Annotated in this window: 22 protein-coding genes, 2 tRNA genes and 1 pseudogene; 10 read left to right on the top strand and 15 right to left on the bottom strand. The window is 73.8% G+C overall.

Annotated elements, in window-relative coordinates; genetic code table 11:
* Positions 1 to 112: 112 nt before the first annotated feature.
* Together tig and DQE82_RS29970 are read right to left on the bottom strand one after the other, a co-directional pair.
* Positions 113 to 1,459, bottom strand: coding sequence for a trigger factor (gene tig, locus DQE82_RS29975; RefSeq protein WP_043328957.1), 1,347 nt, complete (start codon positions 1,457 to 1,459; stop codon positions 113 to 115).
* A gap of 149 nt (positions 1,460 to 1,608) precedes the next feature.
* Positions 1,609 to 1,682: transfer RNA gene (locus DQE82_RS29970), tRNA-Pro, on the bottom strand.
* Between the two features lie 265 nt (positions 1,683 to 1,947).
* Here DQE82_RS29970 and DQE82_RS29965 point away from each other — a divergent pair.
* Together DQE82_RS29965 and DQE82_RS29960 are read left to right on the top strand one after the other, a co-directional pair.
* Positions 1,948 to 2,021: transfer RNA gene (locus tag DQE82_RS29965), tRNA-Gly, on the top strand.
* A 165-nt stretch (positions 2,022 to 2,186) separates the two neighbouring features.
* On the top strand, positions 2,187 to 2,384 hold the full coding sequence (locus tag DQE82_RS29960; protein WP_309228046.1) for a hypothetical protein: 198 nt from the start codon (positions 2,187 to 2,189) through the stop codon (positions 2,382 to 2,384).
* 19 nt (positions 2,385 to 2,403) lie between these two features.
* Here DQE82_RS29960 and DQE82_RS29955 read toward each other — a convergent pair whose 3' ends face one another.
* From DQE82_RS29955 to DQE82_RS29945, 3 genes are all read right to left on the bottom strand, one after another.
* Entirely contained in the window at positions 2,404 to 3,378 is a 975-nt protein-coding gene (locus tag DQE82_RS29955; protein ID WP_158560021.1) for a S9 family peptidase, read from the bottom strand.
* Positions 3,379 to 3,606: 228 nt separating this feature from the next.
* Positions 3,607 to 4,032 (bottom strand): nucleoside deaminase, encoded by a 426-nt coding sequence (locus DQE82_RS29950; RefSeq protein WP_043328949.1) that lies wholly within the window; start codon positions 4,030 to 4,032, stop codon positions 3,607 to 3,609.
* Between the two features lie 15 nt (positions 4,033 to 4,047).
* Positions 4,048 to 5,076: a hypothetical protein gene (locus DQE82_RS29945; RefSeq protein ID WP_370446816.1), complete on the bottom strand. Its 1,029-nt coding sequence runs from the start codon at positions 5,074 to 5,076 to the stop codon at positions 4,048 to 4,050.
* A gap of 83 nt (positions 5,077 to 5,159) precedes the next feature.
* On the opposite strand from DQE82_RS29945, the gene DQE82_RS29940 reads away from it, so the two are divergent.
* Positions 5,160 to 5,669, top strand: coding sequence for a hypothetical protein (locus tag DQE82_RS29940; RefSeq protein ID WP_113974824.1), 510 nt, complete (start codon positions 5,160 to 5,162; stop codon positions 5,667 to 5,669).
* A gap of 7 nt (positions 5,670 to 5,676) precedes the next feature.
* On the opposite strand, the gene DQE82_RS29935 is transcribed toward DQE82_RS29940, so the two are convergent.
* The gene (locus DQE82_RS29935) at positions 5,677 to 6,324 is read right to left on the bottom strand and encodes an MOSC domain-containing protein (protein ID WP_113974823.1); all 648 of its coding nucleotides are present in this window, start codon (positions 6,322 to 6,324) and stop codon (positions 5,677 to 5,679) included.
* A gap of 130 nt (positions 6,325 to 6,454) precedes the next feature.
* Here DQE82_RS29935 and DQE82_RS29930 point away from each other — a divergent pair, with 130 nt between their 5' ends.
* Together DQE82_RS29930 and DQE82_RS29925 are read left to right on the top strand one after the other, a co-directional pair.
* The gene (locus tag DQE82_RS29930; protein WP_113974822.1) at positions 6,455 to 9,403 is read left to right on the top strand and encodes an Hsp70 family protein; all 2,949 of its coding nucleotides are present in this window, start codon (positions 6,455 to 6,457) and stop codon (positions 9,401 to 9,403) included.
* Between the two features lie 77 nt (positions 9,404 to 9,480).
* Positions 9,481 to 11,601: a M14 family zinc carboxypeptidase gene (locus DQE82_RS29925; RefSeq protein ID WP_113974821.1), complete on the top strand. Its 2,121-nt coding sequence runs from the start codon at positions 9,481 to 9,483 to the stop codon at positions 11,599 to 11,601.
* A 44-nt stretch (positions 11,602 to 11,645) separates the two neighbouring features.
* Here the strand turns inward: DQE82_RS29925 and DQE82_RS29920 are convergent.
* Positions 11,646 to 13,607: pseudogene (locus tag DQE82_RS29920) on the bottom strand (propionyl-CoA synthetase); the annotation flags it as partial.
* A 235-nt stretch (positions 13,608 to 13,842) separates the two neighbouring features.
* Here DQE82_RS29920 and DQE82_RS29915 point away from each other — a divergent pair.
* On the top strand, positions 13,843 to 14,325 hold the full coding sequence (locus DQE82_RS29915) for a hypothetical protein (RefSeq protein WP_113974819.1): 483 nt from the start codon (positions 13,843 to 13,845) through the stop codon (positions 14,323 to 14,325).
* Positions 14,326 to 14,376: 51 nt separating this feature from the next.
* On the opposite strand, the gene DQE82_RS29910 is transcribed toward DQE82_RS29915, so the two are convergent.
* Entirely contained in the window at positions 14,377 to 14,919 is a 543-nt protein-coding gene (locus DQE82_RS29910) for a hypothetical protein (protein WP_043328936.1), read from the bottom strand.
* A 98-nt stretch (positions 14,920 to 15,017) separates the two neighbouring features.
* Here DQE82_RS29910 and DQE82_RS29905 point away from each other — a divergent pair, with 98 nt between their 5' ends.
* Both DQE82_RS29905 and DQE82_RS29900 read left to right on the top strand, forming a co-directional pair.
* On the top strand, positions 15,018 to 16,238 hold the full coding sequence (locus DQE82_RS29905; protein WP_233514823.1) for a GNAT family N-acetyltransferase: 1,221 nt from the start codon (positions 15,018 to 15,020) through the stop codon (positions 16,236 to 16,238).
* 127 nt (positions 16,239 to 16,365) lie between these two features.
* Entirely contained in the window at positions 16,366 to 16,740 is a 375-nt protein-coding gene (locus DQE82_RS29900) for a hypothetical protein (protein ID WP_043328934.1), read from the top strand.
* A gap of 16 nt (positions 16,741 to 16,756) precedes the next feature.
* Here DQE82_RS29900 and DQE82_RS29895 read toward each other — a convergent pair whose 3' ends face one another.
* The 4 genes from DQE82_RS29895 to DQE82_RS29880 all read right to left on the bottom strand — a co-directional run bounded on the left by DQE82_RS29895 (position 16,757) and on the right by DQE82_RS29880 (position 19,765).
* Positions 16,757 to 17,227, bottom strand: coding sequence for a ribose-5-phosphate isomerase (locus DQE82_RS29895; protein ID WP_043328932.1), 471 nt, complete (start codon positions 17,225 to 17,227; stop codon positions 16,757 to 16,759).
* A 71-nt stretch (positions 17,228 to 17,298) separates the two neighbouring features.
* Positions 17,299 to 18,498, bottom strand: a complete 1,200-nt coding sequence (locus DQE82_RS29890) for a DUF1015 family protein (RefSeq protein WP_069087303.1) — start codon at positions 18,496 to 18,498, stop codon at positions 17,299 to 17,301.
* A gap of 132 nt (positions 18,499 to 18,630) precedes the next feature.
* Complete coding sequence (locus tag DQE82_RS29885; RefSeq protein ID WP_231915657.1) at positions 18,631 to 18,942, bottom strand: hypothetical protein; 312 nt, start codon at positions 18,940 to 18,942, stop codon at positions 18,631 to 18,633.
* 199 nt (positions 18,943 to 19,141) lie between these two features.
* On the bottom strand, positions 19,142 to 19,765 hold the full coding sequence (locus DQE82_RS29880; protein WP_043328926.1) for a DSBA oxidoreductase: 624 nt from the start codon (positions 19,763 to 19,765) through the stop codon (positions 19,142 to 19,144).
* 229 nt (positions 19,766 to 19,994) lie between these two features.
* Between DQE82_RS29880 and pepN the strand changes: the two genes are divergently transcribed.
* Positions 19,995 to 22,541: an aminopeptidase N gene (pepN, locus tag DQE82_RS29875; RefSeq protein WP_064448643.1), complete on the top strand. Its 2,547-nt coding sequence runs from the start codon at positions 19,995 to 19,997 to the stop codon at positions 22,539 to 22,541.
* Positions 22,542 to 22,628: 87 nt separating this feature from the next.
* Positions 22,629 to 23,192 (top strand): Uma2 family endonuclease, encoded by a 564-nt coding sequence (locus DQE82_RS29870; RefSeq protein ID WP_166457060.1) that lies wholly within the window; start codon positions 22,629 to 22,631, stop codon positions 23,190 to 23,192.
* Between the two features lie 60 nt (positions 23,193 to 23,252).
* Here the strand turns inward: DQE82_RS29870 and DQE82_RS29865 are convergent, their stop codons facing one another.
* The 3 genes from DQE82_RS29865 to DQE82_RS29855 form a co-directional block, all read right to left on the bottom strand.
* On the bottom strand, positions 23,253 to 23,666 hold the full coding sequence (locus DQE82_RS29865) for a DUF5130 family protein (protein WP_030502180.1): 414 nt from the start codon (positions 23,664 to 23,666) through the stop codon (positions 23,253 to 23,255).
* Positions 23,653 to 23,940 carry a hypothetical protein gene (locus DQE82_RS29860; protein ID WP_043328923.1) on the bottom strand — a complete coding sequence of 96 codons (288 nt, stop codon included), beginning with the start codon at positions 23,938 to 23,940 and terminating at the stop codon, positions 23,653 to 23,655. The genes DQE82_RS29865 and DQE82_RS29860 overlap by 14 nt, the downstream gene beginning before the upstream one ends.
* Before the next feature lie 74 nt (positions 23,941 to 24,014).
* Positions 24,015 to 25,487 (bottom strand): amidase, encoded by a 1,473-nt coding sequence (locus DQE82_RS29855; RefSeq protein ID WP_113974816.1) that lies wholly within the window; start codon positions 25,485 to 25,487, stop codon positions 24,015 to 24,017.
* Between the last annotated feature and the right edge of the window lie 16 nt (positions 25,488 to 25,503).

Below are 25,503 nucleotides of genomic sequence, written 5' to 3'. Positions count from 1 at the left end.
CCCGGTCGGGGCACTGTTCGCTCTCAGCGCAGTCACCCGCACGGCGTACCCCGGAAAGGGTTTCGGCCGCCTCCGGCGCACAGCGCGGGACGGCGGCCGACACCCCCGACGGTCAGTGCTGGTGGTCGTGCTCGGCCTCGTTCTGGGCCCGCAGCGCGTCGAGGGAGACCTCGTTGCCCGCCGAGTCCTTGATCTTGATCTTCTCCATCACCGCGGCGAGCGCCTTGCCCCGGCGGACGTCGCCGAAGACGGCCGCGGCGGCGCCGGAGCGGACCAGCTGGTCGTAGTACTGCTGCGGGGCCATGCCGGCGCGCTGCGCCCGGTGCACGATCTCGTGACCGAACTCGTCGTCGGAGACCTGCACGTCCTCGGCGTCGGCCAGCGTGTCCAGCAGGAGCTGGATCTTGACGCCGTCGGTCGCCGCCTCGGTCAGCTCGGCGTCGATCTGCTCCTCGGTCTTCTCCTCCGCCGCGAGGTACTCCTCCAGGGAGGCGCCGATGCGCTCGAGCTGGTCGACCATCGCGGCCTTGCGGCTCTCGACCTCCTCCTTGACGACGCCCTCGGGCGCCGGCACCTCGGCGGCGGCCACCATCTGCTCCAGGGCCTTGTCGCGGGCGGCGTAGATCTGCTCGACCTGCTTGCCCCGGGTGATCCGCTCCCGCAGGTCGCCGCGCAGCTCGTCGATGGTGTCGAACTCGCTGGCCATCTGCGCGAAGTCGTCGTTGAGCTCGGGGAGCTCCTTCTCCTTGACCGTGCGGACGGTCACCGCCACGTCGGCGTCGCGGCCGGCGTAGTCGCCACCGACGAGCTGCGTGGTGAAGGTGGTGCTGTCGCCGGCGGCCAGGCCGACCAGCGCCTCGTCCAGACCCGGCAGGAGCTGCTTGCTGCCCACCTCGTGCGAGATGTTGCTCGCCGAACCGCCCGGGACCTCCTCGCCGTCGACCGTGGCGTTCAGGTCGATCTGCACGAAGTCGCCCTCCTGGGCGGCCCGCTCGACGGTCTTCAGCGTGGCGAAGCGCTCGCGCAGGCTGTTGATCTGCTCGTCGATCTCGCTGTCGGCGATCTCGATCTCGTCGACGGTCACCTCGATGGTGGCCGGGTCCGGCAGGGTGATCTCCGGCCGGACGTCCACCTCGGCGGTGAAGTTGAGCGAGTCGCCGTCGTTGAACTCCGTGATGTCGACCTCGGGACGGCCCAGCGTCTTCAGGTCGTGCTCCCGGACCGCGGCGAGGATGTTCTGCGGGATGGCCTCCTGGATCGCCTCGTTGAGGACGGTCCCCCGGCCCACCCGCTGGTCGATCACCGCGCTGGGAACCTTGCCCCGGCGGAAGCCGGGAACCTGGACCTGCTGGCCGATCTCCCGGTACGCCTTCTTGAGGCTCGGCTCGAGCTCGACGAACGGCACCTCGATGGCGAGCCGCACGCGCGTCGGGCTCAGAGTCTCGACGGTGCTCTTCACAGGCGTACTCCTTGACGGATCTGGGTGTTGATTCTGGGGCGTGATTGCGCGCATCGAGTGTAGGCGAGCCGGCCGACGGCATCGGCAGGGCCCGGGCACCGCGCGGAAAAAACCGGCGGTTCCCGGGACGATCCGGTCGCGAACGACAGTCGGGGTGGCGGGATTTGAACCCACGGCCCCTCGCTCCCAAAGCGAGTGCGCTACCAAGCTGCGCCACACCCCGTGGCGACGAAGAGTGTATGCCGTCCGGTCCCCCGCGCGGGTGACCGGGGCGCGGCGCGGCGGTCGGCGGGCCGCCGCCGGGCCGCCGCCGCGCCGCCGCCGAGCCGCCAGTTCGGGGAAGTGGCTGGGTCCGAGGGCCCGGGAAGGCACCACCTCGCCGAGGTGGTGTGGATCTTGACGGTCCGCGGCGAGCGCGGGGTATGCGCTTCGCGGCGCCAACCCGGATTGGGTACGCTGTCGGCGCGCCCTGCTGTGGTGGGGCGCTCGCGGGCGTAGCTCAATGGCAGAGCTTCAGTCTTCCAAACTGACGGTGCGGGTTCGATTCCCGTCGCCCGCTCCACCCACGAAGGCCCAGGCAGACCGCATGATTGCGGCACCTGGGCCTTTCGCTTCCGTGGGGCGGATCTAGCGACCATCCGCAGCCCCCGGTCGACAGCGACGGGTTTCGTTACCGCGTCCGGTCAGCATTCCTGCGCACCGATCTCCGGACACCGGGCAGAGCGTCATGACCGCTACGCGCAGGAGGCCGCTGGGCGTACTCGAACTGTCAGCACTACCGAGCATCGGCGAGGAGCACTGGGTCCACCGGATGCGGCAGTCCGGGCTGGCGGACCTCATGCCGTCGCTGCGGGACACCGTCTGGGTCGGGCTGAGCGCCGTCGAGGTCGTCTCCGAGGGGCAGTGGAGGTGGTTCCCCGCGTGAGCACCCGCCCATGCCGCGATCAGCGCGCCGCGTACCCCAGGTCGGTCGCCGGCAGGCGGCGCCGCAGCCAGGTGACGACGAGTTCGTCGAAGCCCGGCGCCCGCTCGGCAGGGGTGTAGCGACCCTCCTTCACCTGCGCGGGTCCGTCGCCCGTGTAGACGCGGATGCTGTGGTCGGCGCCGGGGAAGACCACAGTCGTGTGGTCGGCGTGGCCCGCGTCGTCGAGGGCGCTGCTGATCGCGCGCACGCTCGCCTCCACCGGCACGAGCAGGTCGTCCGCGCCGAAGATCGCCAGCAGCGGGCAGCGCAGGGCCGCCAGTGCCGGGGCGGGGTCGTAGTCCGCGATGCCCGCGATGAACGCGATGGACTCGGGTGTCGTCCCGGCGAGCATCGGATACCAGGAAGCGCCGTGCCAGTGCGCCTGCGCGGCGTGCACGCGTGCCGGGTCGTCGCCCGACCGGACCCGCCGGATCTGGTCGCGTAGCAGGAGAAGCGCCTGCTGGATGTCCGTGTCGCTGAAGCCCTCCGCCGCGAGTTGGTGGCGGAGCCGGTACTCCTCCTGGATCCGTACGCTCACGCCCGGACCCGACACCGTCACCACCGCCGCGATCCCGTCGTCAGCGGCCGCCGCGAGGTGAGCCACCCAGCCGCCCTGGCTGCCGCCGATCAGCGCGACCTCGCCGGACAGCACGTCCGCGCGGCTCCGCACGGCCCGGACCGCTGCCACGGTCTCGTCGGCGCGGTCGGTCATGGTCTGACGGGTCCAGTCACCCGTTGACGCTCCGGAACCGGGCTTGTCGTAGGCCAGGCTCGCGAAGCCGGCTGCGGCCAGCCTCGTCTGCCACGACCCCTGGTCGCGGCCACCGGGACCGGAACCCTCGACGAAGACCACCGCCGGGTACGGCCCCGGCCAGGGCGGCCGGACGAAGTCGCCGACCAGCTCGTTCCCGTCGTCGAGGAACGAGAACTCCGCGGTCACCGGCTCGAACAACACCCCGCCGACCGTACGGGGTGCCTGCCACCCGCCCGCGTCCTCAGGCGACGGTGACGGGCCAGCCGTACGGCCGGCGGGTCTCCCGCCATCTCGTGCCCGTTCCGAACGCCTGGCTGTGAAGCAGCTCAGTCGCGTCGACCTTGGTCAGCAGCGCCGGAGCGAGCCCCCGGTCAGATGGGCCACACCGGCTCGGCGAGCCGCCATCTCCACCCGATCGGCGCCGATGGCCTAGTAGTGGTCCTCGATCGGCCGGCGCGCCTCGTCGAACAGCGCCGGTCCGTCGTACCGCACCGGGCGCGGCGCCGGGGTGGCCGGTTTGACCTGCTCGAACTGCTCGGTGGACAGCGCGTACACGACCCGGCCGAGGCCTGATGCGTTGATCGCCACAGTGCACATCGGGCAGGGCTGGCAGCTGGTGTACATGGTGGTGGCGACCGCCGCCTCGGGGGCGAGCTGCCGGGCGGCCCAGCGGGCCAGCTTCAGCTCCGGGTGCGCGGTGACGTCCCGTTCCGAGACCACCGTGTTGTGGTCCTCGATCAGGACGGTGCCGTCCGCGCCGACCAGCAGCGACGCGAACGGCCGCTCGCCGGACGCGCCGGCCCGGTCGGCGAGTTCCACGGCGCGGCGCAGGAACGCTTCGTCGTCGGGGGTCATCGGCTCTCCTGGTGGTCAGTCGGCGGCGATCTGCTCGACGGATCGGGCGGCGACGGCGCGCAGGACCGGGTCACCGCTGCGGGCGTACGCATCGCTCAGGGTGTCGATGAATTTGATCGCGTGCGCGTCCCCGGTGTCCAGCGCACGCGCCATGGCCTCGCCGAGTTCCGGCCCGGCGGCCGGTGGGAGGGCACGAGCCTCGACCGGGGCGTAGGCGGCGGTGACGGCGGCGGTCGCCGCCCAGGCGGCGGCCAGGCTCGGCCGCCAGAGCGCCGGCGGCAGGGCCGGCAGCGTCCGCAGCACGGCGTTCGGCGCGGTCGCCGCGTGCACGAGCATGACCGGGGCGGCGTACCCGTGGGTGCCGTGCCGGAGCACGGCGGCGTCGACGACCGCCGCGAGCCGGGTGGGCGCGTCGTCGGCCGCGTCGCCGGGCACCGCCGCCGCCACCGCCGGCCACCGGGTCAGGTCGGCCAGTTGCGCCAGGCGGGACCGGATGCCGGACCGCTGATCGGGTACGCGGGGCACCGCGTCGAGCGCGGACCGCGCGTCGGTCGCGGGGTACGGGCCGGCGCCCGGCGGCGCGAGTGGCTGCCAGCGGGCGGCCCAGTAGGCGAGCCCGTGGCCGAGTTCGGTGACCCGCGGTCCGGTCTCGTCCTCGAGCAGGGCGCGTACGGCGTGGCCGACGCGGATGACACCGTGGGTGGCGCCGGCGGCGATGCCCGGCAACAGGCGAGGCCACCAGCGGGCCAGCACGTCGCGCCACGGCTCGCCGGCCAGCTCGCGGTCGAAGAGGTCGAGCCAGTCGCCGGTACGCACCGGGTCGCCGAGCGGGTCGCGCCACTCCGCGGGTGCGATACGCCGGATGCCGCGCGGGCGTTCCTCCAGCCGGTCGGCGTACGCGTCGATCCAGCGGTGCACCGCCCGCCCGTGGCCGTGGCGCACCAGCGCCTCCGCGGCCATCGGCACGTGGTTGGACAGCCACCCGTCGCGCTCGGGACCGGTGTGGCGTACGCGCTCGTACGCCTCGTCGAGTACGGAGTTCAGCACGTCGGCAAGCGTCCGACCTGAAGTCCGGTTGACGTCAAGCGGCGCGGAACCGGCGGGGATCGGACGACGTCGAAGCGGCCATGAGACTTCGTGCCCTGCTTGTCGTCGCCCTGGCAGCTCTCGGCCTCGTCGTCGTCATGTCACCCCCGAAACCCGCGTGGGCGTGCTCGTGCGTCGGGTCCACCACCGAACAGGACGCCAACGCCGACAGCACCGTCGTCGGCACCGTCTCGCAGGTGACCGACAGGGCGATCCGGCTCACCGTCGAGTCCGTCGAGAAGGGCGGCGCCCAGGTCGGGAACAGCCTCACGCTGCGCGTCTCGCCCGGCGAGGCCGCCTGCGGCTACGCCTTCCGCCTCGGCACCCGGTACCGGGTGAACTCGTATGGTGGCGCCACCGGCGTGTGCGCCGGAATCCGCGAGCTGTCGAGCCCGGCGGCGGCCACCACGCCGTCCGTCGCCACGGCTGAGCGGACGCGGGCCGCGGGACCGCCTGCCTGGTGGATCGTCGGCGGCGCGACGGTGGCGGCGCTCGCCGCCGCCGGGCTGGTGGTGGCGGCCAGGCGGCGGACCGGACGCGGACAGCCCTGACGGCCGGTCAGGACAGGCGGCGGCGGATCCGCGCCATGTCCTCCTCGGGCAGCGCGTCGGCCACCAGCAGCCGGGGCAGCAGCTCCGTCTCCAGCGTCGTGGCCCGGAACACCAGCGCCACCGTCACGTCGTGGCCGGGCCGGTGCACGACCTCGACCGGGTCGCCGGCCCCGACGCTGCCCGGCGTGATCACCCGCAGGTACGCCCCGGGCCGTACCTCCTCGGTGAACCGCTTGATCCAGCCGCGTTCGCCCAGCCACCCCTGGAACGTCCCGCAGGGGATGCGCGGGCAGGTGACCTCCAGCACCAGGTCCGGGCCGATCCGCCACCGCTCGCCGATCAGCGCGCCGTTGACGTCCAGCCCGCTGGTGGTCAGGTTCTCGCCGAAGCTGCCGTCGGCGAGCGGGCGGCCCAGCTCGGCCTCCCAGTGGTCGAGGTCCTCCCGCGCGTACGCGTAGACCGCCTGGTCGGTGCCGCCGTGGTGGGCCACGTCGTAGACCCGGTCGCCGGCCAGCCCGACATCGCCGGTGCCCTTCGGTCCGGGCGCGGTGACGGCGACCCGGCCGTCCACGGGCCGCTTGTCGATGCCGGTGGCCCCGATGCCCTTCCACGGGTTCGGTTGCGGTCGGCCCACGTTTACGGAGATCACCCTCATGACGGCGACGGTATGCGGCGCAGGGCCGGACGGGCCAGTCCATTCCCCCGGGCCGGGTGAACGGCGAGGCGGCGTGGCCTGCGTACGATGCGGGCCGGACATCCTCGTCGGGTGGTGGAGGTAGCCGCGGATGGCAGGCCAGCAGGACGGTTTCGCCCTCGGCGTGGACCTCGGCACCTCGAACACCGTGGCGGTGCTGCGCTGGCCGGACGGGCGGACCCGGCCGGTGCTCGTCGACGGCCATCCGATCCTGCCGTCCGGCGTGTACGCCGACGCGGACGGTCACCTGCACGTCGGGCGGGACGCGCAGCGCCTGGCGCAGGCCGACCCGGCCGGCTACGAGCCGAACCCGAAGCGCCGGGTCGACGAGGAGACCGTCGAGCTGGGTGGGCGGGCGTACCGGCCGGCGGAGCTGCTGGCCGCGACGCTGCGCGCGGTCGCGGACGCGGCGGTGGCGGCGGTCGGGATGCTGCCCCCGGCGGTGGTCACCCACCCGGCGGCCTGGACGCCGGCCCGCCGTCAGGTGCTGCACGACGCGCTGGAACTCGCCGGCTGGCCGGCCGCGGCCGAGCACACGCTGGCCGGACCGATCGCGCCCGGCACCCGCCTGCTGCGCGAGCCGGTGGCCGCGGCGCGCTACTTCACGCAGGTGCTGCGCCGGCCGGTGCCGGTGGGCGGTTCGGTGGCGGTGTTCGACTTCGGCGGCGGCACGCTCGACGTGGCGGTGCTGCGCAACGAGGGCGCCGACCCGTGGGGCGACTCCGGCTTCCAGCTGGTCGCCACCGGCGGCATTCCCGACCTCGGCGGCCTGGACCTGGACGCGGCCCTGCTCGGGCGGCTCGGCGAGCTGGTCGGCCCGGCCCACCCGCGTGAGTGGGCCCGGCTGACCGAGGCGACGACGACCGCCGAGCGGCGGGACCGCCAGCAGCTCTGGGACAACGTGCGCGGCGCGAAGGAGATGCTGTCCCGGGCCATGGTGGCGCCGGTGGCCGTACCGGGGGTGGAGGCGGCGGTGCCGCTGCCCCGGGAGGACTTCGAACGCCTCGCCGCGCCGCTGCTGGCCCGGGCGGTGACGGAGACCCGGGAGGTGACCGCCGCCGCCGGGCTGCGACCGGAGCAGCTCAGCGGCCTGTTCCTGGTCGGCGGGTCGACCCGGGTGCCGCTGGTGGCCCGGCTGCTGCACGCCGAGCTGGGCATCGCGCCGACGGTGCTGGAGCAGCCGGAGATGCCGGTCGCCGAGGGCGCGCTCACCGACCTGCCGCTCCCCCGCCGGTCCGGCCGCCCGGCCGCGCCGGTCCAGCCCGCGCCCACGCAGCCCGAACCGACAGGGCCCGCGCCGGGCGGGACCGACGCCGGCACGGCGAGCGCCGCCACGGTCCCCGCCGGTGCGACCAGGACGAACCCGACCGCGCCGCTCGGCGGTACGGACGCGGCCTCCGCCGGACCGCACGGCACGCTGGTCGCCGACGGGCCCGTCCCGCAGACCCCCGCCACCAGGTACGACGGCACGCCGCTCGCCGGAGGTCCGGTCCCGCACCCGAGGTACGACGGCACTCCAGGCGTCCCCGGTTTCGTGCCGCCGGGGGCAGCGCCCGCCGCGCACCACGCCGGACCCGGCGTACCCGGGATGCCGCCGCCCGGCGGTGGATGGCAGCCGGCGGGGCCCGGTCCCGGCGTACCCGGGGCGCCTTTCTCCCCCGCTCCGGGCGGTGTCCGGCCCGGCGGCGGCCGGCCCCGGCGCGGCCGGTGGATCGCGCTCGGCGCGGGTCTCGTGGTCGTCGCCGTGGCGGCGTCGGTGCTGCTCTGGGTGTTCCGGGACCGGCACCCGGCGCTGGACTTCCACACCGCCGAACTGGTGAGGACGGTGGCCGCCGGCGACACGCGGCCGGGCCAGATGTTCACCGCGACGCTCGGGGAGCGCGCCTACCTGGCCCGTTCGCTGCCCGACGACCACCTCCACGTGACCGCCGTCGAGGCTGCCACCGGCAGGACGGTCTGGGAGAAGCGGACCGACGCGGCCACGCAGCGGTGGGCGGGGATCCGGGCGCTGCCCGACGGGCTGCTCGTCCTCGGCGACGCCACCGGCAGCGGCACTCCGCGCGTGCTCGCGGTGCTCGACGGCGATTCCGGCGAGCAGCGCTGGCAGACGGACGTGGGCCGCGACGACGCGCTGTTCTTCGGGGCCGACACGCTGGTCCGGGTGGACCGGGCCGGCGAGCGCCTGGTCGGGCTGCGGTTGGACGACGGCCGGCAGCGGTGGGAGCGGCGCAACCCGCGCACCGAGTACGGCGACGCCCGTACGAAGGTGCTGCCGGTCGGCACCGGCGCGGCGCTGGACGGGCCCGGTGACGCCGAGGGCTCGCCGCTCGCCCCGTGGGCGGGGAAGGCGGACCGGCTGGTGCAGGTCGGCGCGGACCGCTCGGTCCGGGTCCTGGACCTGCGCAGCGGAAAGGTCCTCAAGGACCGGGGCAACGTGGCCGGCCTCGACGACCCGATGGCCGCCCGCGACGACCGGCTGTACGTGGCGGAGGACGACCGTGGCCTGCGGCTGCTCTCCTACGACCTGGGCAGCCTCGGCACGCCCGGCGTGCTGTACGAGGCGCCGGAGCAGGGCGGCCGGGTGAAGGATCTGGTCACCTGCGGGGAACGTCGCGTGTGCCTGCTGGAGACGCCCGCCGGCGGCGCTGACGCCACCCGGGTGGTGGCGGCGGCCGAGGGTGAGGGCAACCGGCAGTGGGCGGCGCCGCGCGCCGAGTCGCTGGTGCCGGTCGGTGAGCACGTGCTGGCCGTGCAGGGCTCGCCGGACGCGGTGACGCTGTTCGCGCCGGACGGCACGGCGAAGGTGCTGCGGGACCGGGACGGGTTCGCGGTCCGGCTGGACGCCGGCAACCTGCTGATCTTCTCCGAGGCGCCGAGCGCGTACGAGGACGACCGGGTCCTCGCCGGCACGGCGGTGGACGGCAAGCCGGTCGAGATGGGGCAGCTCAAGCAGATCCGCAGCGAGTCCTGCTCGTGGAACACCGAGATGCTTGTTTGCGGCGCGGAGAAGGAGTTCCGGTTGTACCGGTTCGCCGGCTGACCGGAAGTGAGCTTGACAGCGATCGATGCCTCGACTGGTGTGAACGGCAGAGAGATCGACGTTCGTCAGGAGGCCCCGTGTTCGTCCGACGACGGTGGACCGCGCTCGCCACCACCAGCATCCTGATCGCCGCTGTCCTGTCCCATCCCGGCCCCGGCGCCGCCGCGCCGGCCGCCCCCGCGCTCACCCTCGCCCCCACCGAGACCGCGCTGGTCCGCGTGCAGCTCGCCGACCGGGCCCAGCTCGACCGCCTGGTCGCCGGCGGCGCGGACCTGGCCAACCGTCCCCGCTCGCGGGACGGCAAGCTGATCGCCGACCTGGTCCTCACCGGCCGGCAGCTCGCCGACCTCACCCGGCAGGGCGCGACCGCCCTGCAGGTCGTACAGCGGGCCGACGACGGCACCCGGCGGATCGCCGAGAGCCGCCGCGCCGCCCAGGAGCGCACCCGCGCCGGGCTGCGCGCGAGCGGCGCCGCCGCTGTCGACACGCTCCAGTTCCTCCAGGCGTACTGGTGGACCACCGGCGGGCGGACGTTCGTCCAGGCGCAGGTCGCCACCACCGCCAGCGACGACCCCGACGTGGAGATCACCGTCACCTGGCGTACCGCCGACGGCGCCACCGGCTCGTTCCCGCTGTACCGCTTCGAGGACTCGGGCGAATACCAGTACCACTACGCGCTGCCGCAGCCGGCGCCCGGCCGGCCCGTGCAGTTCACCGCCACGTCCAGCCTGGGCGGGACGAGCCGGCCGGTCACGCCGTCGCTCTGGCCGAACGCCTCCCCGCCGCCGCAGCCGGCCGGCTACCAGAAGGACTACATCGACGCGTACCTGACGCCGGTCGACATCAAGGCGCGCATCGCCCGGCTCGGCCGCCAGTACCGCGACCTGGTCGACGTGATCGACCTGCCGAACAAGACGCAGGGCTACCGCCGCAACGCCGCCGCCTACCTGGGTGACCCGGCGGCCGCCGCCGTGGTGGTGGAGTCGGTCCGCTTCGGCGACCAGGGCATGAACGGCGTGCAGGTACGCACCGTCGACCCGGGCCGGCCGAGCCGGCCGCTGAGCATGCGCTACCGGGACCGGGTGCTCACGATTTCGCTGGCCACCGACCGGGCGGGCAAGGTGACGAGCACCACCGACGACGTCGCCGCCCTGATCAACGCGCCGCGCGGCGCCCGCTTCCGGGCCACTGTGGAGGAGGGCTCGGCCGGGCTGCCGATGCCGGTCACCGGGCCGGTACGCCTCGACGACGGGTTGCAGGGCACCGAGGTGCCGGCCCGGCCGTGGACGGTGCAGGCACTGCGCATCGGCAAACACCGTGACGGCTCCCGGATCGGCGTGCTGGCGTACTCGCAGGAGCACGCCCGCGAGTGGGCCACCCCGCTCGTCACGCTGGAGTTCGCCGAGCGGCTGCTCGCCAACGCCCGCACCGACGCGGCGACCCGCAAGCTGCTGGAGCAGGTGGACGTGTTCGTCATCCCGACGGTGAACCCGGACGGCGCGAACTACTCGTTCCACGACTACAACTTCCAGCGCAAGAACCTGGTCAACCACTGCGCCGGTGAAGCGCGGGACCCGAAGTACCGGAACATGTGGGGCGTCGACGTCAACCGGAACTACACGGTCGGATCCCTGTTCGACGGGTACGTGGGCGCGAGCACGAACTGCCTGGCCGGCAACTACGCGGGCACGGCGGAGCTGTCCGAGCCGGAGAGCCGCAACGTGATCGACCTGGCCAAGGCGCACCCGAACATCAAGTTCGCGATGAACGTGCACTCGTACGGCGGTTACTTCATGTGGCCGCCCGGGGCGTACAAGGCCGACGGGCGGGTGACGCTGCCGCGCCCGTCGATCGACGAGTCGACGCTGTTCCTGGCCAGCGCCCGGCGCATCGTCGGGGCCATCGCGGCCGAGCGCGGCACCGTCACCTGGCCGTCGCAGACCGGCCCGGTCGCCGACGTGCTCTACTCGGCGGCCGGCAACTCGGCCGACCAGCTCTACTACGAGCTGGGCATCTTCGCCTGGGACTTCGAGGTCGGCAACGACAGGTGGAACGAGGCCACCGGCCAGTGGGAGGGCGTCGGTTTCCAGCCGCCGTTCGACGAGGCGCACGGCGAGGCGCAGGAGTACGCCGGCGGCCTGGTGGAGCTGGTCCGCGTCGCCCGCGACTACGCGGCGAGCAACCCGGTCCGGCGCTGAGGGCAGGCGGTCCCCGGCCGGTGGAAGTCCGGCCGGGGACCGCGTCAGCCCTGCCCGTCCCGGTCCGCGGCGCCGAGGTCGCGGAAGACGGTGAGCGCGCCCGGGTCGTCGATGGTCGCCGGGACCGGCTCGTCGCGCCCCTCGACCAGGCCCCGCATGGTGCGCCGCAGGATCTTCCCGGAACGGGTCTTGGGCAGCGCCGGCACCACAGTCACCCGGCGGAACGCGGCCACCGGGCCGATCCGCTGCCGGACCAGCGCGACCAGTTCGGCGGCGAGCGCGTCCGGGTCCACGTCGGCGCCGGCCTTGAGCACCACGTACCCGCTGGGCACCTGCCCCTTCAGCGCGTCGGCCACGCCGATCACCGCGCACTCGGCCACCGCCGGGTGCGTCGCCAGGACCTCCTCCATCGCGCCGGTGGACAGGCGGTGCCCGGCCACGTTTATGACGTCGTCGGTGCGGCCCATCACGTACAGGTAGCCGTCCTCGTCGAACCGGCCGCCGTCGCCGGTCAGGTAGTGGCCGGGAAACGTCGACAGGTAGGAGCGGACGAACCGCTCGTCGTCACCCCAGAGCGTGGGCAGGCAGCCGGGCGGCAGCGGCAGCCGGATCACGATCGAGCCGTCCGTGCCGGGCGGCACGTCCCGGCCCGCGCCGTCGACCACGCGCACGTCGTAGCCGGGCACCGGCACCGTCGGCGACCCCGGCTTGATCGGCAGCGGCTCCAGGCCGCGCGGGTTGGCCGCCACCGGCCAGCCGGTCTCCGTCTGCCACCAGTTGTCGACCACGGGTACGCCGAGCCGCTGCCCCGCCCAGGCCCAGGTGTCCGGGTCCAGCCGCTCACCGGCGAGGAAGAGGGTACGCAGCGCGCTCAGGTCGTACCGGTCGATGTGCGCGCCGTCCGGGTCCTGGCGGCGGATCGCCCGGATCGCGGTGGGCGCGGTGAACAGGGCCGCCACCCGGTGCTCGGCGGCGACCCGCCAGAACGCCCCGGCGTCGGGGGTGCCGACCGGCTTGCCCTCGTAGAGCACGGTGGTCGCGCCGGTGAGCAGCGGCGCGTACACGATGTAGGAGTGGCCGACCACCCAGCCCACGTCGGAGGCGGCCCAGAAGACCTCGCCCGGCTCGATGCCGTAGACGTTGCGCATCGACCAGCGCAACGCCACCGCGTGCCCGCCGTTGTCCCGCACCACGCCCTTGGGCCGGCCGGTGGTGCCGGAGGTGTAGAGGACGTAGAGCGGGTCCGTGGCGGCCACCGGCTCGCACGACGCCGGTTCCGCGTCCGCCATCACCTCGGCCCAGGTCAGGTCGCGGCCCGGCACCAGCGGCGCCGGTTCCTGCGGGCGCTGCACCACCACGCACCGCTCCGGCGCGTGCCCGGCCTCGTCCAGCGCGGCGGCCAGGATCGGGTGGTACGGCACCACCCGGTCGGCCTCGATGCCGCAGGAGGTCGCCACCACCACCTTCGGCCGCGCGTCGTCGATCCGGACGGCCAGCTCGTGCGCGGCGAAGCCGCCGAATACCACCGAGTGCACCGCGCCGATCCGGGCGCAGGCCAGCATGGCGATCACCGCCTCCGGGACCATCGCCAGGTAGAGCAGCACCCGGTCGCCCCGGCCGACGCCGAGCCGGCGCAGCGCACCGGCGAACCGGGCGGTCTCGGCGAGCAGTTCGGCGTAGGTGAGCGTGCGGACCGTGCCGGTCACCGGGCTGTCGTGGATCAACGCGGGCTGGTCGCCACGCCCGGCGGCGACGTGCCGGTCCAGCGCGTTGTGACAGGTGTTCAGCACCCCGTCGGGGAACCAGCGGTACAGCGGCGCCGCCTCCTCGTCGAGGATGTGCTCCGGCGGGATGACCCAGTCGATGTCGGCCGCCGCGTCCCGCCAGAAACCGGCCGGGTCGGCGATGCTCCGCTCGTACGCTGATCGATACGCGCCCATACCGTCATGCTGCGCCGCGGCGCACCGCCGGCACGACGGCCGGACGGGTCCGGTGCGCCGGAAGCACGGCCCGGCTCGCTGAACGGCCGCTCACGGCGGTGGGCGGTGGCCGCTCAGCCCAACGGGCGACGGATGAAGCCCGTGGGGCGGGGTAACCCAGCACGGTCCTGGTGGAGAGACGACCGGTGTCGCGGCGTACCGCGGCCGGGCACGCGGGCGGGCGGCGCGAATGCCGCCCGCCCGCGCATCCCGGGGCAAACCGAGTTTGATCGACGACGGCTGTCGACTAGCGTGCGCAGGCGTGAAAACCAATCGGATCTTGCCGATCCTCCTGACCTGTGCCGTGCTGGGGCTCGCCGCGTGCGGCGACGAGAAGCCCTCGACCACGGCCGGGCCGGCGGCCACCTCGGCCTCCGCCACCCCCTCGTCGGCTGCCCCCTCGCCGTCGGCGGCCGCCGCCGTGAGCGACAAGGAACTCTGCACCGCCGCAGAAAAGATCAACAAGGACATGCGGGCGAAGCTCATGACCGCCGTGCAGTCGGGCGGCGACCTGACGAAGCAGACCGGCGCGATCCTGACCGAGCTCGGTGACCGGGTGACCCAGCTCGCCGGGACCGCCGGCGACGGCAAGGCGGCCACCGCCCTGAAGGAGTTCGCCGCGGAGGCCGCCAAGGCGGGCTCAGCCGCCGACCCGGGCACCGCCGCCGACAACCCCGCCATGGAGAAGGCCAGCAAGGACATCAACGCCGCCTGCAAGACGGCCGGCGCACCGACCACCTTCTGACGCCGACGCCCCTGTCGTCCGTCCGGCGCGCGCCGGACGGACGACAGTCACCTAGACGCCGGTCACCCAGTTCCAGGCGGAGACCACCCACTCGGTCTGCTGCAGGTACGCCACCCCCACGCCGACCAGGAACAACGCGGTGACCAGGTGAGCACCCTTGGCGCTGCGGCGCACCCGGCCGAGCTGCCGTTCCAGGATCAGCCGGCCCAGCAGCCGGGCCAGCGCGAACAGGCCGACCGCGGTGAGCAGGCTGAGCACGAACGTGAGCAGCGGCGCGATCAGGTTGCCCCGCCCGGAGATCGCCCAGATGCCCCAGCAGACGAACGCGAACAGGGCCCCGGCGGCGCTCAGCTCCCCGCCCTTGCGGGCCTGGGCGAGATGCCAGCTCATCGGCCGGCGCGGCGCCGGCTCACCGGCCCAGTCGCCGTGCTGCTCGACGGTGGGGAACTGCTCGGTGCGGGGCGTACGCCGCGTGCGCGGCTGACCGACCGCCGCCACCCCGCGCTGGAACGCGTCCCGCTGCGGGGGCACCACCCCCGGCTGGGGCGGCACCTCCACGGTGCGCTCGGCCCACGGCTGTGTCTGGTCCGCCATCCTCGTCCTCCCCCTCGGCCGATCCCGGCCTCGCTTCCGAGGGTAGCCAGCCCGCAAATAGGGTGCCGACCCCCATCGCGGTGCGATACACACGTGCCGTGACTGACGTGCTGGTATCCCGAGCTGAGGACTTCGACGACATCGCGGCGCTGCTGGCGCTGGCCTTCCACGGCGATCTCGACCCCGACGTGCAGGCGCTCGAACGCCCGATCTTCGAGCCGGACCGGTCGTTACTGGTCCGCGACGGCGGGACGATCGTGGCAAATGCCGCCGCGTTCAGCCGCGAACTGGCCGTACCCGGCGCGAACGTGCCGGCCGCGCACGTGACGATGGTCGCTGTCGCGCCGACGCACCGGCGGCGCGGCCTGCTCACCGCGCTGATGCACCGCCAACTGCGGGACGTCCGCGACGCCGGCCGGGAACCGATCGCGGTGCTCTGGGCCAGCGAGGGCCGCATCTATCCCCGCTTCGGCTACGGGTCGGCGGCACCGCGGTACATGCTGTCCGTGGACACCACGGGGCTGCGCCTGCCCGCCCCGGCGCCCGCCGAGGGCAGGCTGCGTCTGGACCGTCCGGAGGCGCGCCGGGACGAGCTGGCCCGGCTGTACGAGCAGGCGCGCGCCGACCGCCCCGGCTGGTCCCGCCGCGACGAGCGCTGGTGGTCGTACCTGCTGGCGGACCTCAAGGCGCACCGGGGCGGCGCCACCGAACGCCGGGTGCTGCTGCACGAGGGCCCCGGCGGGCTCGACGGGTACGCGCTCTACCGGACGAAGGACAGCTCGACGGCCACCGGCCCGCAGGCCGAGACGCAGGTCGGCGAGGTGGTGGCGCTGACGCCGGAGGCGTACACGGCGTTGTGGCGGCTGCTGCTCTCGGTCGACCTGACCCGCCGGCTGTCGTTCCCGATCGCGGCCCTGGACGAGCCGCTGCTGCGGCTGGTGGACGAACCCCGCCAGCTCTCCCCGCACCTCGCCGACGCGCTCTGGGTGCGGGTGGTGGACGTGCCGGCCGCGCTCGCCGCCCGGCGCTACGCCGCTGACGTGGACGTGGTGATCGAGGTCACCGACGAGCTGCTGAAGGAGAACACCGGCCGCTGGCGGCTGGTCGGCGGCCCGGACGGGGCGGAGTGCACGCCCACCACCGCACCGGCCGGGCTGGCGTGTGACGTACGCGCGCTCGGTGAGCTGTACCTCGGCGGCGCGAACCCGTACGCGCTGGCCGCCGCCGGCCGTGTCCAAGAGCTGCTCCCGGACACGCTGACCGCGCTGACGCCCGCCTTCACCTGGTACCGCGCCCCCTCCCCCATGGAGGTCTTCTGACCGCCCGCCCCGCCCGTTTTCCCCGTCGATCATGAAGTTGGCGGCGTGAACCGTCCGTTTCGTCCCGGCCAACTTCATGATCGCGCGACCCCGGGCGCGGGTGGGTCGAGGGCGGTACGGTCGGGGGATGGGTGAGGCGGAGCGACGGCGACGACGGCTACGGCATCACGGCGAGGCCGGCGCCCCGGCCGACAGCGCCGACGGCACCACGGCCAGCACCGCCCCCGTACACGACGACGTGACGCCCCGGGCCCCGCGCGGCGGCCGGCCGGGCGAGCCGGAGCCGCGCGGACGCCGCGCCGCCCCGACCGCCGAGGAGGGCGAGCGCGGGCTGCGCGGGCTGGTCGGCTCCGGCTCGTCGCAGGTGAGCGTCACCGCCGCGCTGCGGGCACGGGACGCCGCCCGCCCCACCGACGACGATCTCGCCGCGGCGGAGGAGCGGGTGGTGCTGATCCGGCGCAACTGGGTGCCCCGCGAGGAGCTGCCCCGCAACGGGCGGTGAGCCCGGCGGCGTCCGGTCAGGCGGGCAGCTCGGGCAGCTTGCGGCTCTGCTCGTAGGCGGCCACCTGCTCGATGCGCCGGCTGTGCCGGGGGTTGCCGGAGAACGGCGTGGTCAGGAACGCCTCGACCAGCGCGGTCGCCTCGTCCAGCGTGTGCTGCCGGGCGCCGATCGCGACGACGTTGGCGTCGTTGTGCTCGCGGGCCAGCTGGGCGGTCTCCACGTTCCAGGCCAGCGCCGCCCGGACGCCGGCGACCTTGTTCGCGGCGATCTGCTCGCCGTTGCCGGAGCCGCCGATGACCACGCCGAGGCTGCCCGGGTCACCGACCACCCGGTCGCCGGTGTGCAGGCAGAACGCCGGGTAGTCGTCGTCCGGGTCGAAGGCGTGCGGACCCACGTCCACCACCTCGTAGCCCTGCTTGGCCAGGTGGTTGGCGAGGTGCACCTTCAACTCGAAACCGGCGTGGTCGGATCCCAGGTAGACGCGCATACCGCGCAGTCTGACAGGCCCGCCTCCGGGCCGGCGAACCGGCGGCGACCCGGAGGCGGTACGTCACACGGTCAGTGCGGCAGCTCGGCCACGACCAGGCCGGCCCGCGCCTTCGGGGTGAACCAGGTGCTCTTGCGGGGCATCTTCTCCCGGGCCAGGTTCACCGCGACGAAGTCGTCGACGGTCACCGGCGCGACGAGCACCGCCAGCTCGGCCCGGCCGGCGTCGACCTCACCGACGAGCCAGCTTGCCGGATAGTCGCCGCCCACGTACGTGATCCGCTTGTCGCCCGGGTCGAGGCCCAACGCGTCGCGCAGCAGCAGACGCTCGACGAGCGCGTGGTCGAGGTTCTCCAGCCGGCCCGCGCCGACGTGCGGCAGCGTCACCGCGTACCCCCGGCCGCCGAGGTAGAGGCGCACGACGCCGCCGGTGGCCGGCACGTCGACCGGCCCGTCCACCGGGGTGATCTCCGCGCCCGCCGCGCGCAGCCGGTCGAGCAGCTCCTCCGGCGTGGTGGTCAGCTCGCTGACCAGCCGGTTGTAGGGCTGGATCGCGACCGACGCGGGCGTGGTGACCACCGCCAGGAAGCGCGGGAACCCGCCGGTCTGCGCGGCCAGGCTGCGGTGGTTGCCGTCCGCGACCACCAGCTCCCCGCCGCCGGCGAGCGCGGTCAGCTCGTCCTGCGTGGCACCCGGGCCGAGCAGCCAGATGGCGTGCGTGCGACCGGACTGGTCGACGTCGGTCGCGGCGGGGGCCCCGGCCGCCTCGGTCGCCGCCGCGAGCGCGGCGTGCAGCTCGTCGCCCCTACCGGTCTGGAGCAGGAGTACGGGCGAGAGCAGGTGACCGAGCGCCTCGGCCAGCGCGACGCGCTCGCGCACCTTGGCGATGAACACGTCCTCGTTGCGGATCACCAGGCCCGGCTCGTCGGCGCGGGTGGAGATCTGGTCGGTGTCGACCATCGCCCACAGCCCGTACGCGCTCTCCTCGCCCGGCGCGCTGATCCGGTAGAGCACCACCACCTGCTCGGCCGGCGTGTAGCTGCCGTCCGCCTTCGCCTCGGCCAGGCGCGCCACCGCGTCCGGCAGCGCGTCGAGGAAGGACTTCCCGAGGCTGCCCGGCGCCCGGTGGGGCATCTCGATGCCCAGCGCGCTGTGCGGATTCGCCTCGACGATGGAGGTGATCTCCGCGTCGTCGGCGAACTCGTCGTAGTTCTGCGCGCCGGTGCCGCCAGTGGTGATCCAGGCCCGGTTGATCGGATGCACGACCGTCATGTCCGCTGACGCTACCCGGGCCCCGATCGCCCCCGCCGCCGGACTCACCCCCTTACCACCAGGTGAAAGGAAGGGCCCCCTGTTAACGCCTCCGGTAGAGGAAGGGCCCCTTCTTAACACCGGGAGGGCGGCTCAGGCGGTGGGGTTACGGTGCCGGCCCGGAACCGGACGGCGAGCCGGGGCGGCGGGGCGGGAGCCGGCGTTGAGGCGTACCGTCGTCGCGCCCGCGGCGGCGCCGGTACGCGACGGCGCCCGCCCGGGCCGGACGGTCTCGGCCGGCGGCGTCATCCGCGACGTGGCCACCACCCGGGCCACGCCGACCACGATCGGCGGGGCCAGCAGGTCGGCCACCTCGGCCGGGCCGGCCGGCCAGGCGCTCTCGGTCACCGACCAGTACGTCGCACCGGAGTCCTCGGTCGCCGGCTGCGGCGCGTCGTCGGACATGCGGCGGTGCTTAGCCATGGGAACGCCTCCAGGAGCTGCCGTGGTGCGGCCCCGCGTGGGCCGTCGGCTGGGACATCCGGTGAAACGAGCCCCGCACCGGCCCGGTGACGGGCGGGTGCGGGGCTCGGGGCGCGCTGCGGGTGTTAACAAGGGGCCCTTCCGCTACCGGAGGCGTTAAGAAGGGGCCCTTCCTTACCCCTCAGTCGAAGATGGGGCCCTGCTCGCGGGTGCGCTTGAGCTCGTAGAACCCGGGGGTGGCGGAGACCAGCAGCACGCCGTCCCAGAGCCGGCCGGCCGCCTCGCCCTTGGGCGCCGGGGTGATCACCGGGCCGAAGAAGGCGACCTGCCCGCCGTCCGGGCCGGGCGCGTGGATCACCGGCGTGCCCACCTCGGTGCCGACCGGCCGCATGCCCGCCTCGTGGCTGGCCCGCAGCGCGTCGTCGTACTGGGTGGACTCGGCGGCGTCGGCGAGCGCCGGGTCCAGACCGACGTCGGTGAGCGCGCCGACCAGCATGTCGCGGCCCAGTTCCTCCTTGCCGAGGTGGATCCGGGTGCCCATCGCGGTGTAGAGCTTCGCCAGCGTCTCGGCGCCGTGCGCCTGCTCGACGGCGATGCACACCCGCACCGGACCCCAGCCCTTGACCATCAGGTCCTGGTACTCCTCCGGCAGGTCCCGGCCCTCGTTGAGCACGGACAGGCTCATCACATGGAACCGGATGTCCACGTCCCGGACCTGCTCGACCTCGAGCAGCCAGCGGGAGGTGATCCAGGCCCACGGGCACAGCGGGTCGAACCACATGTCCGCGGTGACACGTTCGGTCACGGTGTCATCCCTTCACGACAACGTCGCGCCGGGGATCCGGCGCGGTCACTCCCGATCCTCCACCCACGGCCGTATCGACCGGTACCGGAATGAGAGCGTGACCTCGACCACCGGGAGCGGTCCGTGCATGGAAGACTCGGTTCTCAGCGGGCCGTCACGAGCGGGCCGGGAAAGACCGGTGCCGCGGGGCGCGGCGAGACGAGTGGGATGGAGACGAACAGTGCCGGGAGTGCGCAACCTGACCCAGGTCGAGGCGACCGAGCGGGCCCGCCTGCTCGAGGTGACCGGGTACGACATCAGCCTTGACCTGTCGACCGCGGTGCAGCCCACCGGTCGCACGTTCCGCTCGGTGACCGAGGTCCGGTTCCGCTGCGCCGAGCCGGGGGCCACCACCTTCATCGAGGCGGCCGCCGAGTCGGTGCGTTCCGCCACGCTCAACGGCGAGCCGGTCGACCTGTCCGGCTGGTCCGCCGAGAAGGGCCTCACGCTGACCGGCCTGGCCGCCGAGAACGTGCTCGTGGTCGACGCCGACTTCGGCTACTCGAACAGCGGGCAGGGCCTGCACCGCACCGTCGACCCGGTGGACGGCGAGACCTACCTGTACAGCCAGTTCGAGACCGCCGACGCGCAGAAGGTCTACGCCTGCTTCGACCAGCCCGACCTGAAGAGCGTCTACACCTGGCACGCCACGGTGCCGGACCACTGGCGGGTCGTGTCGAACATGCCGGTGGCCCGCGAGGAGGCGGCCGGTGAGGGGCTGAAGACCGTGCACTTCGCGCTCTCGGAGCGGATGAGCACCTACATCACCGCGCTCTGCGCCGGGCCGTACCACGAGGTGCGCCGCAGCCACGACGGCATCGACATGGGCTACTTCTGCCGGGCCAGCATGGCCCCGCACATGGACGCCGACGACCTGCACCTGATCACCACGCAGGGCTTCGACTTCTTCCAGGAGAAGTTCGGCGTGCGTTACCCGCTGCCCAAGTACGACCAGCTCTGGGTGCCGGACTTCAACGCCGGCGCGATGGAGAACTTCGGCTGCGTCACGCACGCCGAGTCGCACTACATCTTCCGCTCGCAGGTCACCGACTTCGAGTACGAGCAGCGCGCCAACACGATCCTGCACGAGCTGGCGCACATGTGGTTCGGTGACCTGGTCACCATGCGCTGGTGGAACGACCTGTGGCTGAACGAATCGTTCGCCGAGTGGGCCAGCCACTGGTGCAACACGCACGCCACCCGGTTCACCGACGCCTGGACCACGTTCCTGTCGATCCGCAAGAACTGGGGTTACCGGCAGGACCAGCTCTCCTCCACCCACCCGGTCTACTGCGAGATGCCGGACCTGGAGGCGGTCGAGGTCAACTTCGACGGCATCACGTACGCCAAGGGCGCGAGCGTGCTCAAGCAGCTCGTCGCGTACGTGGGCGAGGAGCCGTTCCTGGCCGGCCTGCGCGCCTACTTCGGCAAGTACGCCTGGGGCAACGCCACCTTCGACGACCTGCTGTCCGAGCTGGAGACGGCCTCGGGCCGGGAGCTGCGCAAGTTCGCCGCCCAGTGGCTGGAGACCGCGCAGGTCAACACGTTGCGCCCGGAGGTGACCATCGGCGCCGACGGCACGTACGAGCGGGTGGTGGTCCGGCAGGAGGCGCCGTCGGGCTACCCGACGCTGCGTACCCACCGCATCGGCGTGGGCCTGTACGACCTGACCGACGGCCGGCTGGTGCGCCGGGAGCTGATCGAGACGGACGTGACCGGCGAGCTGACCGAGCTGTCCGAGCTGCACGGCAAGCCCGCCGCGGACGTGCTGCTGCTCAACGACGAGGACCTCACGTACGCCAAGCTGCGGCTGGACGAGCGGTCGATGGCCACCGTGGTGCAGCACATCGCCGGCTTCGACTCGTCGCTGGCCCGGGCGCTGTGCTGGACGGCCGCCTGGGACATGACCCGTGATGCCGAGCTGTCGGCCCGCGACTACGTGGCGCTGGTGCTGGCCGGGCTGACCGCCGAGACGGACATCAACCTGGTCACGGCCACGCTGCGGCAGGCGAACACCGCGCTCACCTTCTACGCCGACCCGGAATGGGCGCCGACCGGCTGGGCGGACCTGGCCCGTACCGCCCGGACCGCGCTGGCCGCCGCCGAGCCGGGCAGCGGTTTCCAGCTCGCCTGGGCCCGCGCGTACGCCTCGTCGGCCCGCTCCGGCGAGGACCTGGCGACGCTGCGCGGCTGGCTGGACGGCAACGGGGTGCCGGAGGGGCTGACCGTCGACACCGAGCTGCGCTGGACCGTGCTGCAGTCGCTCGTGGCCAACGGCGCGGCCGGTGCCGCCGACGTGGACGCGGAACTGGCCGCCGACCGTACCGCCAGCGGCGAGCGGGAGGCCGCGTACGCGTACGCGCTGGTGCCGACCGAGGAGAACAAGGCGGCGGTGTGGGCGCTGCTCACCGGCCCGGACGCGCTGCCCAACTGGCGCAACCGGGCGCTGCTGCAGGGCTTCACCCACGCGGCGCAGGTCGAGCTGACCGCGCCGTACCGGGAGCGGTACTTCGCCACGGTGGACCAGGTGTGGGCGCAGCGTGACAGCGAGCCGGCGCAGGAGTTCGTCCAGCTCGCCTACCCGGCGCACCTGGTCGAGGAGGACACGGTCGCGGCCACCGACGCGTGGCTGGCCCAGGACGGGCGGCCGGCGTCGCTGCGACGGCTGGTGGCGGAGGGTCGCGACGGTGTGGTCCGCGCGCTGAGGGCCCGCGAGCGGGACGCCCGCAGCGCCTGAAAGCAGGGGCGCGGCGGCCGGGGGCCGGCGTGGGTGGGAGCCCGCGCCGACCCCCGGCCGTTATCGTGTGCGGAGGAGGTGGACGTGATGGCACAACCGACCCACGAGTGGCGCCCGCCGGAGCGGCCGTGGCAGGAGCAGGACCTGTCCGACCTCCCCGAGGACGGAAGCCGCTACGAGATCATCGACGGGAGCCTGCACGTGACCCCACCCCCCGGGTACGGGCACCAACTTCTGGCCGACGAGATCCGATCGGCGCTCCAGGCCACTGCGCCGACCGGTTGGTGGGTCATTCGGGAGGCCGGACTCCGGGCACCTGTCGCCAATCTCATTCCGGACATCTCCGTGCTGAGGCCGAGCGCTCCCCCGGACGGCTTGTGGACGCACCCCTCGGATGTCGCGCTCGTCGTCGAGATCGAGTCATCCAGCAGCCGCCGGTATGACCGGCTGATCAAGCCTCCGCTCTATGCCGAGGCCGGCATCCCGCACTACTGGCGGGTGGAGCGAGGCGACTTCGGCCCGGTGATCTACCGCTACCAACTGGTCAAGGGTGTCCACTACAACCTGATGGGTACGGTCGGGCCGGATGACGCCGCCCAGCTCGACGAGCCGTGGCCCATGCGCCTGGATCCTTCTGCCTGGCCCCGCTGAGACGACGAGAAAGCCCGGCCCGCGCGGTGCGCGGCCGGGCTTCGTCGTGTGCGGGGCGGGTCAGCCCTTGCCGGCGTGGCTGGCGAGCTGGTCGAGGCCCTGGATGATGCCGCCGGCCAGGTCGCCGCCACCGAAGGCGGCCACCATGGAGAGCGCGGCCAGCTTCGCGTACGTGTCCGGGATGCGCTTGCGCGCGTACCGGCCGGTGACGACCTCCAGCTGCCGCTGGTTGGGCGACACCGCGATCAGCACCGAGCGGTCGGGCTCGGCGAGCTGGCGGTGCAGCCGCTCGGCGTGCTCCCGGATCGGCTCGTCCAGCCCGCCGACGTAGACCGAGAAGACCAGGCCGGTGCCCTGGTCGGCGAGGCGCAGCGCCTCGTCGATGCGGAGCAGCTGACGGGTCGAGAACGGTCCGTCCAGCACGTCGGGCGGAGTGTCCGTCCCCGTCGTGGGCCGCGCTTCACCAACGGTCACTTGCGCCTCCGGTTCCACCGGCCGGCGCCTCCCGGCCGGCCTGCTCCTGCTTGCGGCTGGTCAACGCCGGCGCCTGCGCTCCGGCGGACAGCGCCGTGCCGGCCGAGTCGGCCAGCTGCTCCGGACGGCTCAGGAACCAGACCGGAGTGAAGTCGAAGGGCCGGCCCGGCCGGTAGCGCTTGGCGCCGCCACCGTTGCCACGGCTGCCCCCGACGGCCGCCAGGCCGGCGATCAGCAGCACCGCGGCGGCCGGGATGCCGACGAAGACCACCAACGTCTCGGTAACAGACAATCCCAACGCCCCCAGGCGGAAAGAGAGACCAGGAATGATTCGGGTCGGGTGACCGGTCAGGACCGGCCGCGCCGCACCTCACTTGTGATGTTCACGTTAGCGGAGTCGGTGGCCAGCCAGATTGCGGGGTGCTGATCCCATCCGCCACTCGAGTGCTCAAGCTGCGCGGCAGTGGCGACCAATGTCGCGTCGTCGCCGTACCGGCCGGTGAGCAGCACCCCGACCGGCAGGCCGTCGGGGGTGCATCCGACCGGCAGGGAAACGGACGGATCGCCGGTGACGTTGAAGACCGCGCAGTACGGCGAGAAGCGCCGCTGCCTGTCGAAATCCTCTGCCGGTTCGAGGGCGGCGAGCGCGCCGACCGGCATCCGCGGGGCCGCGAGCGTCGGGCAGAGCAGCAGGTCACAACCGGCGGTACGGCGTACGCCGAGGCGTACCTGCGCCTGCAGCTCGCCGAGCGCGGCCATCAGCGTGGGGACGCCGAGGGCCGCGCCGCGCTCCCGCAGGTACCGGGTCAGCGGCAGCAGCTCGCCTTCCCGGTCGGGCGGGACCGGTGTGACCGCCAGCGCGTACCAGAGGGTCTCGAACAGCGGCCACGCCTCGGGGCCGAGCGGCGCGGGGACGTCGACCACCTCGTGCCCGGCGTCGGTGAGCAGCGCGGCGGCCCGGTCGACGGCGTCGACGCAGTCGGGGTGGACCGGCTCGTCGGCGAGCATCGGCGTGGTGAAGCGGCCGACGCGCAGCCGGCCGGGGCCGGTGGCGCGGGCGGAGCGGGCGACGCCGAGGTAGCCGCCGGCGGGCGCGGCCGGCGGCAGGTACGGCTCGCCGGGCACGGGTCGCGCCAGCACGTCGAGCAGCGCGGCCACGTCGGCGACGGTGCGGCCGATCGGCCCGTTCACCGGCAGCCCGAAGCCGCCGAAGCCGAGTGGCCCGCCGGAGACCATGCCCCGGCTGGGTTTGTAGCCGATCAGGCCGCAGAGCGCGGCCGGGATGCGCAGCGAGCCGCCGCCGTCGGAGCCCTGGGCCACCGGCACCAGTCCGGCGGCCACCGCTGCGGCCGCCCCGCCGCTGGACCCGCCCGCTGTGCCCGCGAGGTCCCACGGGTTGCGGGCCGGCGGCGCCACCAGCCCCTCGGAGTACAGCGAGCAGCCCAGCTCGGAGGTGGTGGTCTTGCCGACGCTGACCAGGCCGGCGTCGGTCATGAGGCGGACCACGTCGGCGTCGACCGGCGGGACGAAGTCGGCGAAGGCGGCCGAGCCGAAGGTGGTGCGTACCCTGGCGGTGAGGGTCAGGTCCTTGATCGCGGTCGGCACGCCGTGCAGGGGATGCCGGTCCGCCGCCGGGACCGCGTCGGCCGCCCGGGCCGCCGCCCGCGCGTGTTCGGCGGTGACGGTGACGAACGCGCCGACGGTGTCGCCGAGCGCCTCGACCCGGCGCAGGTGGTGCTCGACCAGTTCCAGGCTGGACAGCTCGCCCCGGCGGATCGCGGCGGCCTGTTCCAGCGCGGTCAGGTCGTGCGGCTCGGCCATGCCGTCCATCCTGCCG

It is taken from the genome of Micromonospora sp. LHW51205 (assembly GCF_003315815.1).
In the GTDB taxonomy this organism is placed as follows: Bacteria; Actinomycetota; Actinomycetes; order Mycobacteriales; family Micromonosporaceae; genus Micromonospora; species Micromonospora chalcea.
Note: the sequence above shows the minus strand (reverse complement) of the source record. Positions and strands in the feature narration are given on the sequence as shown.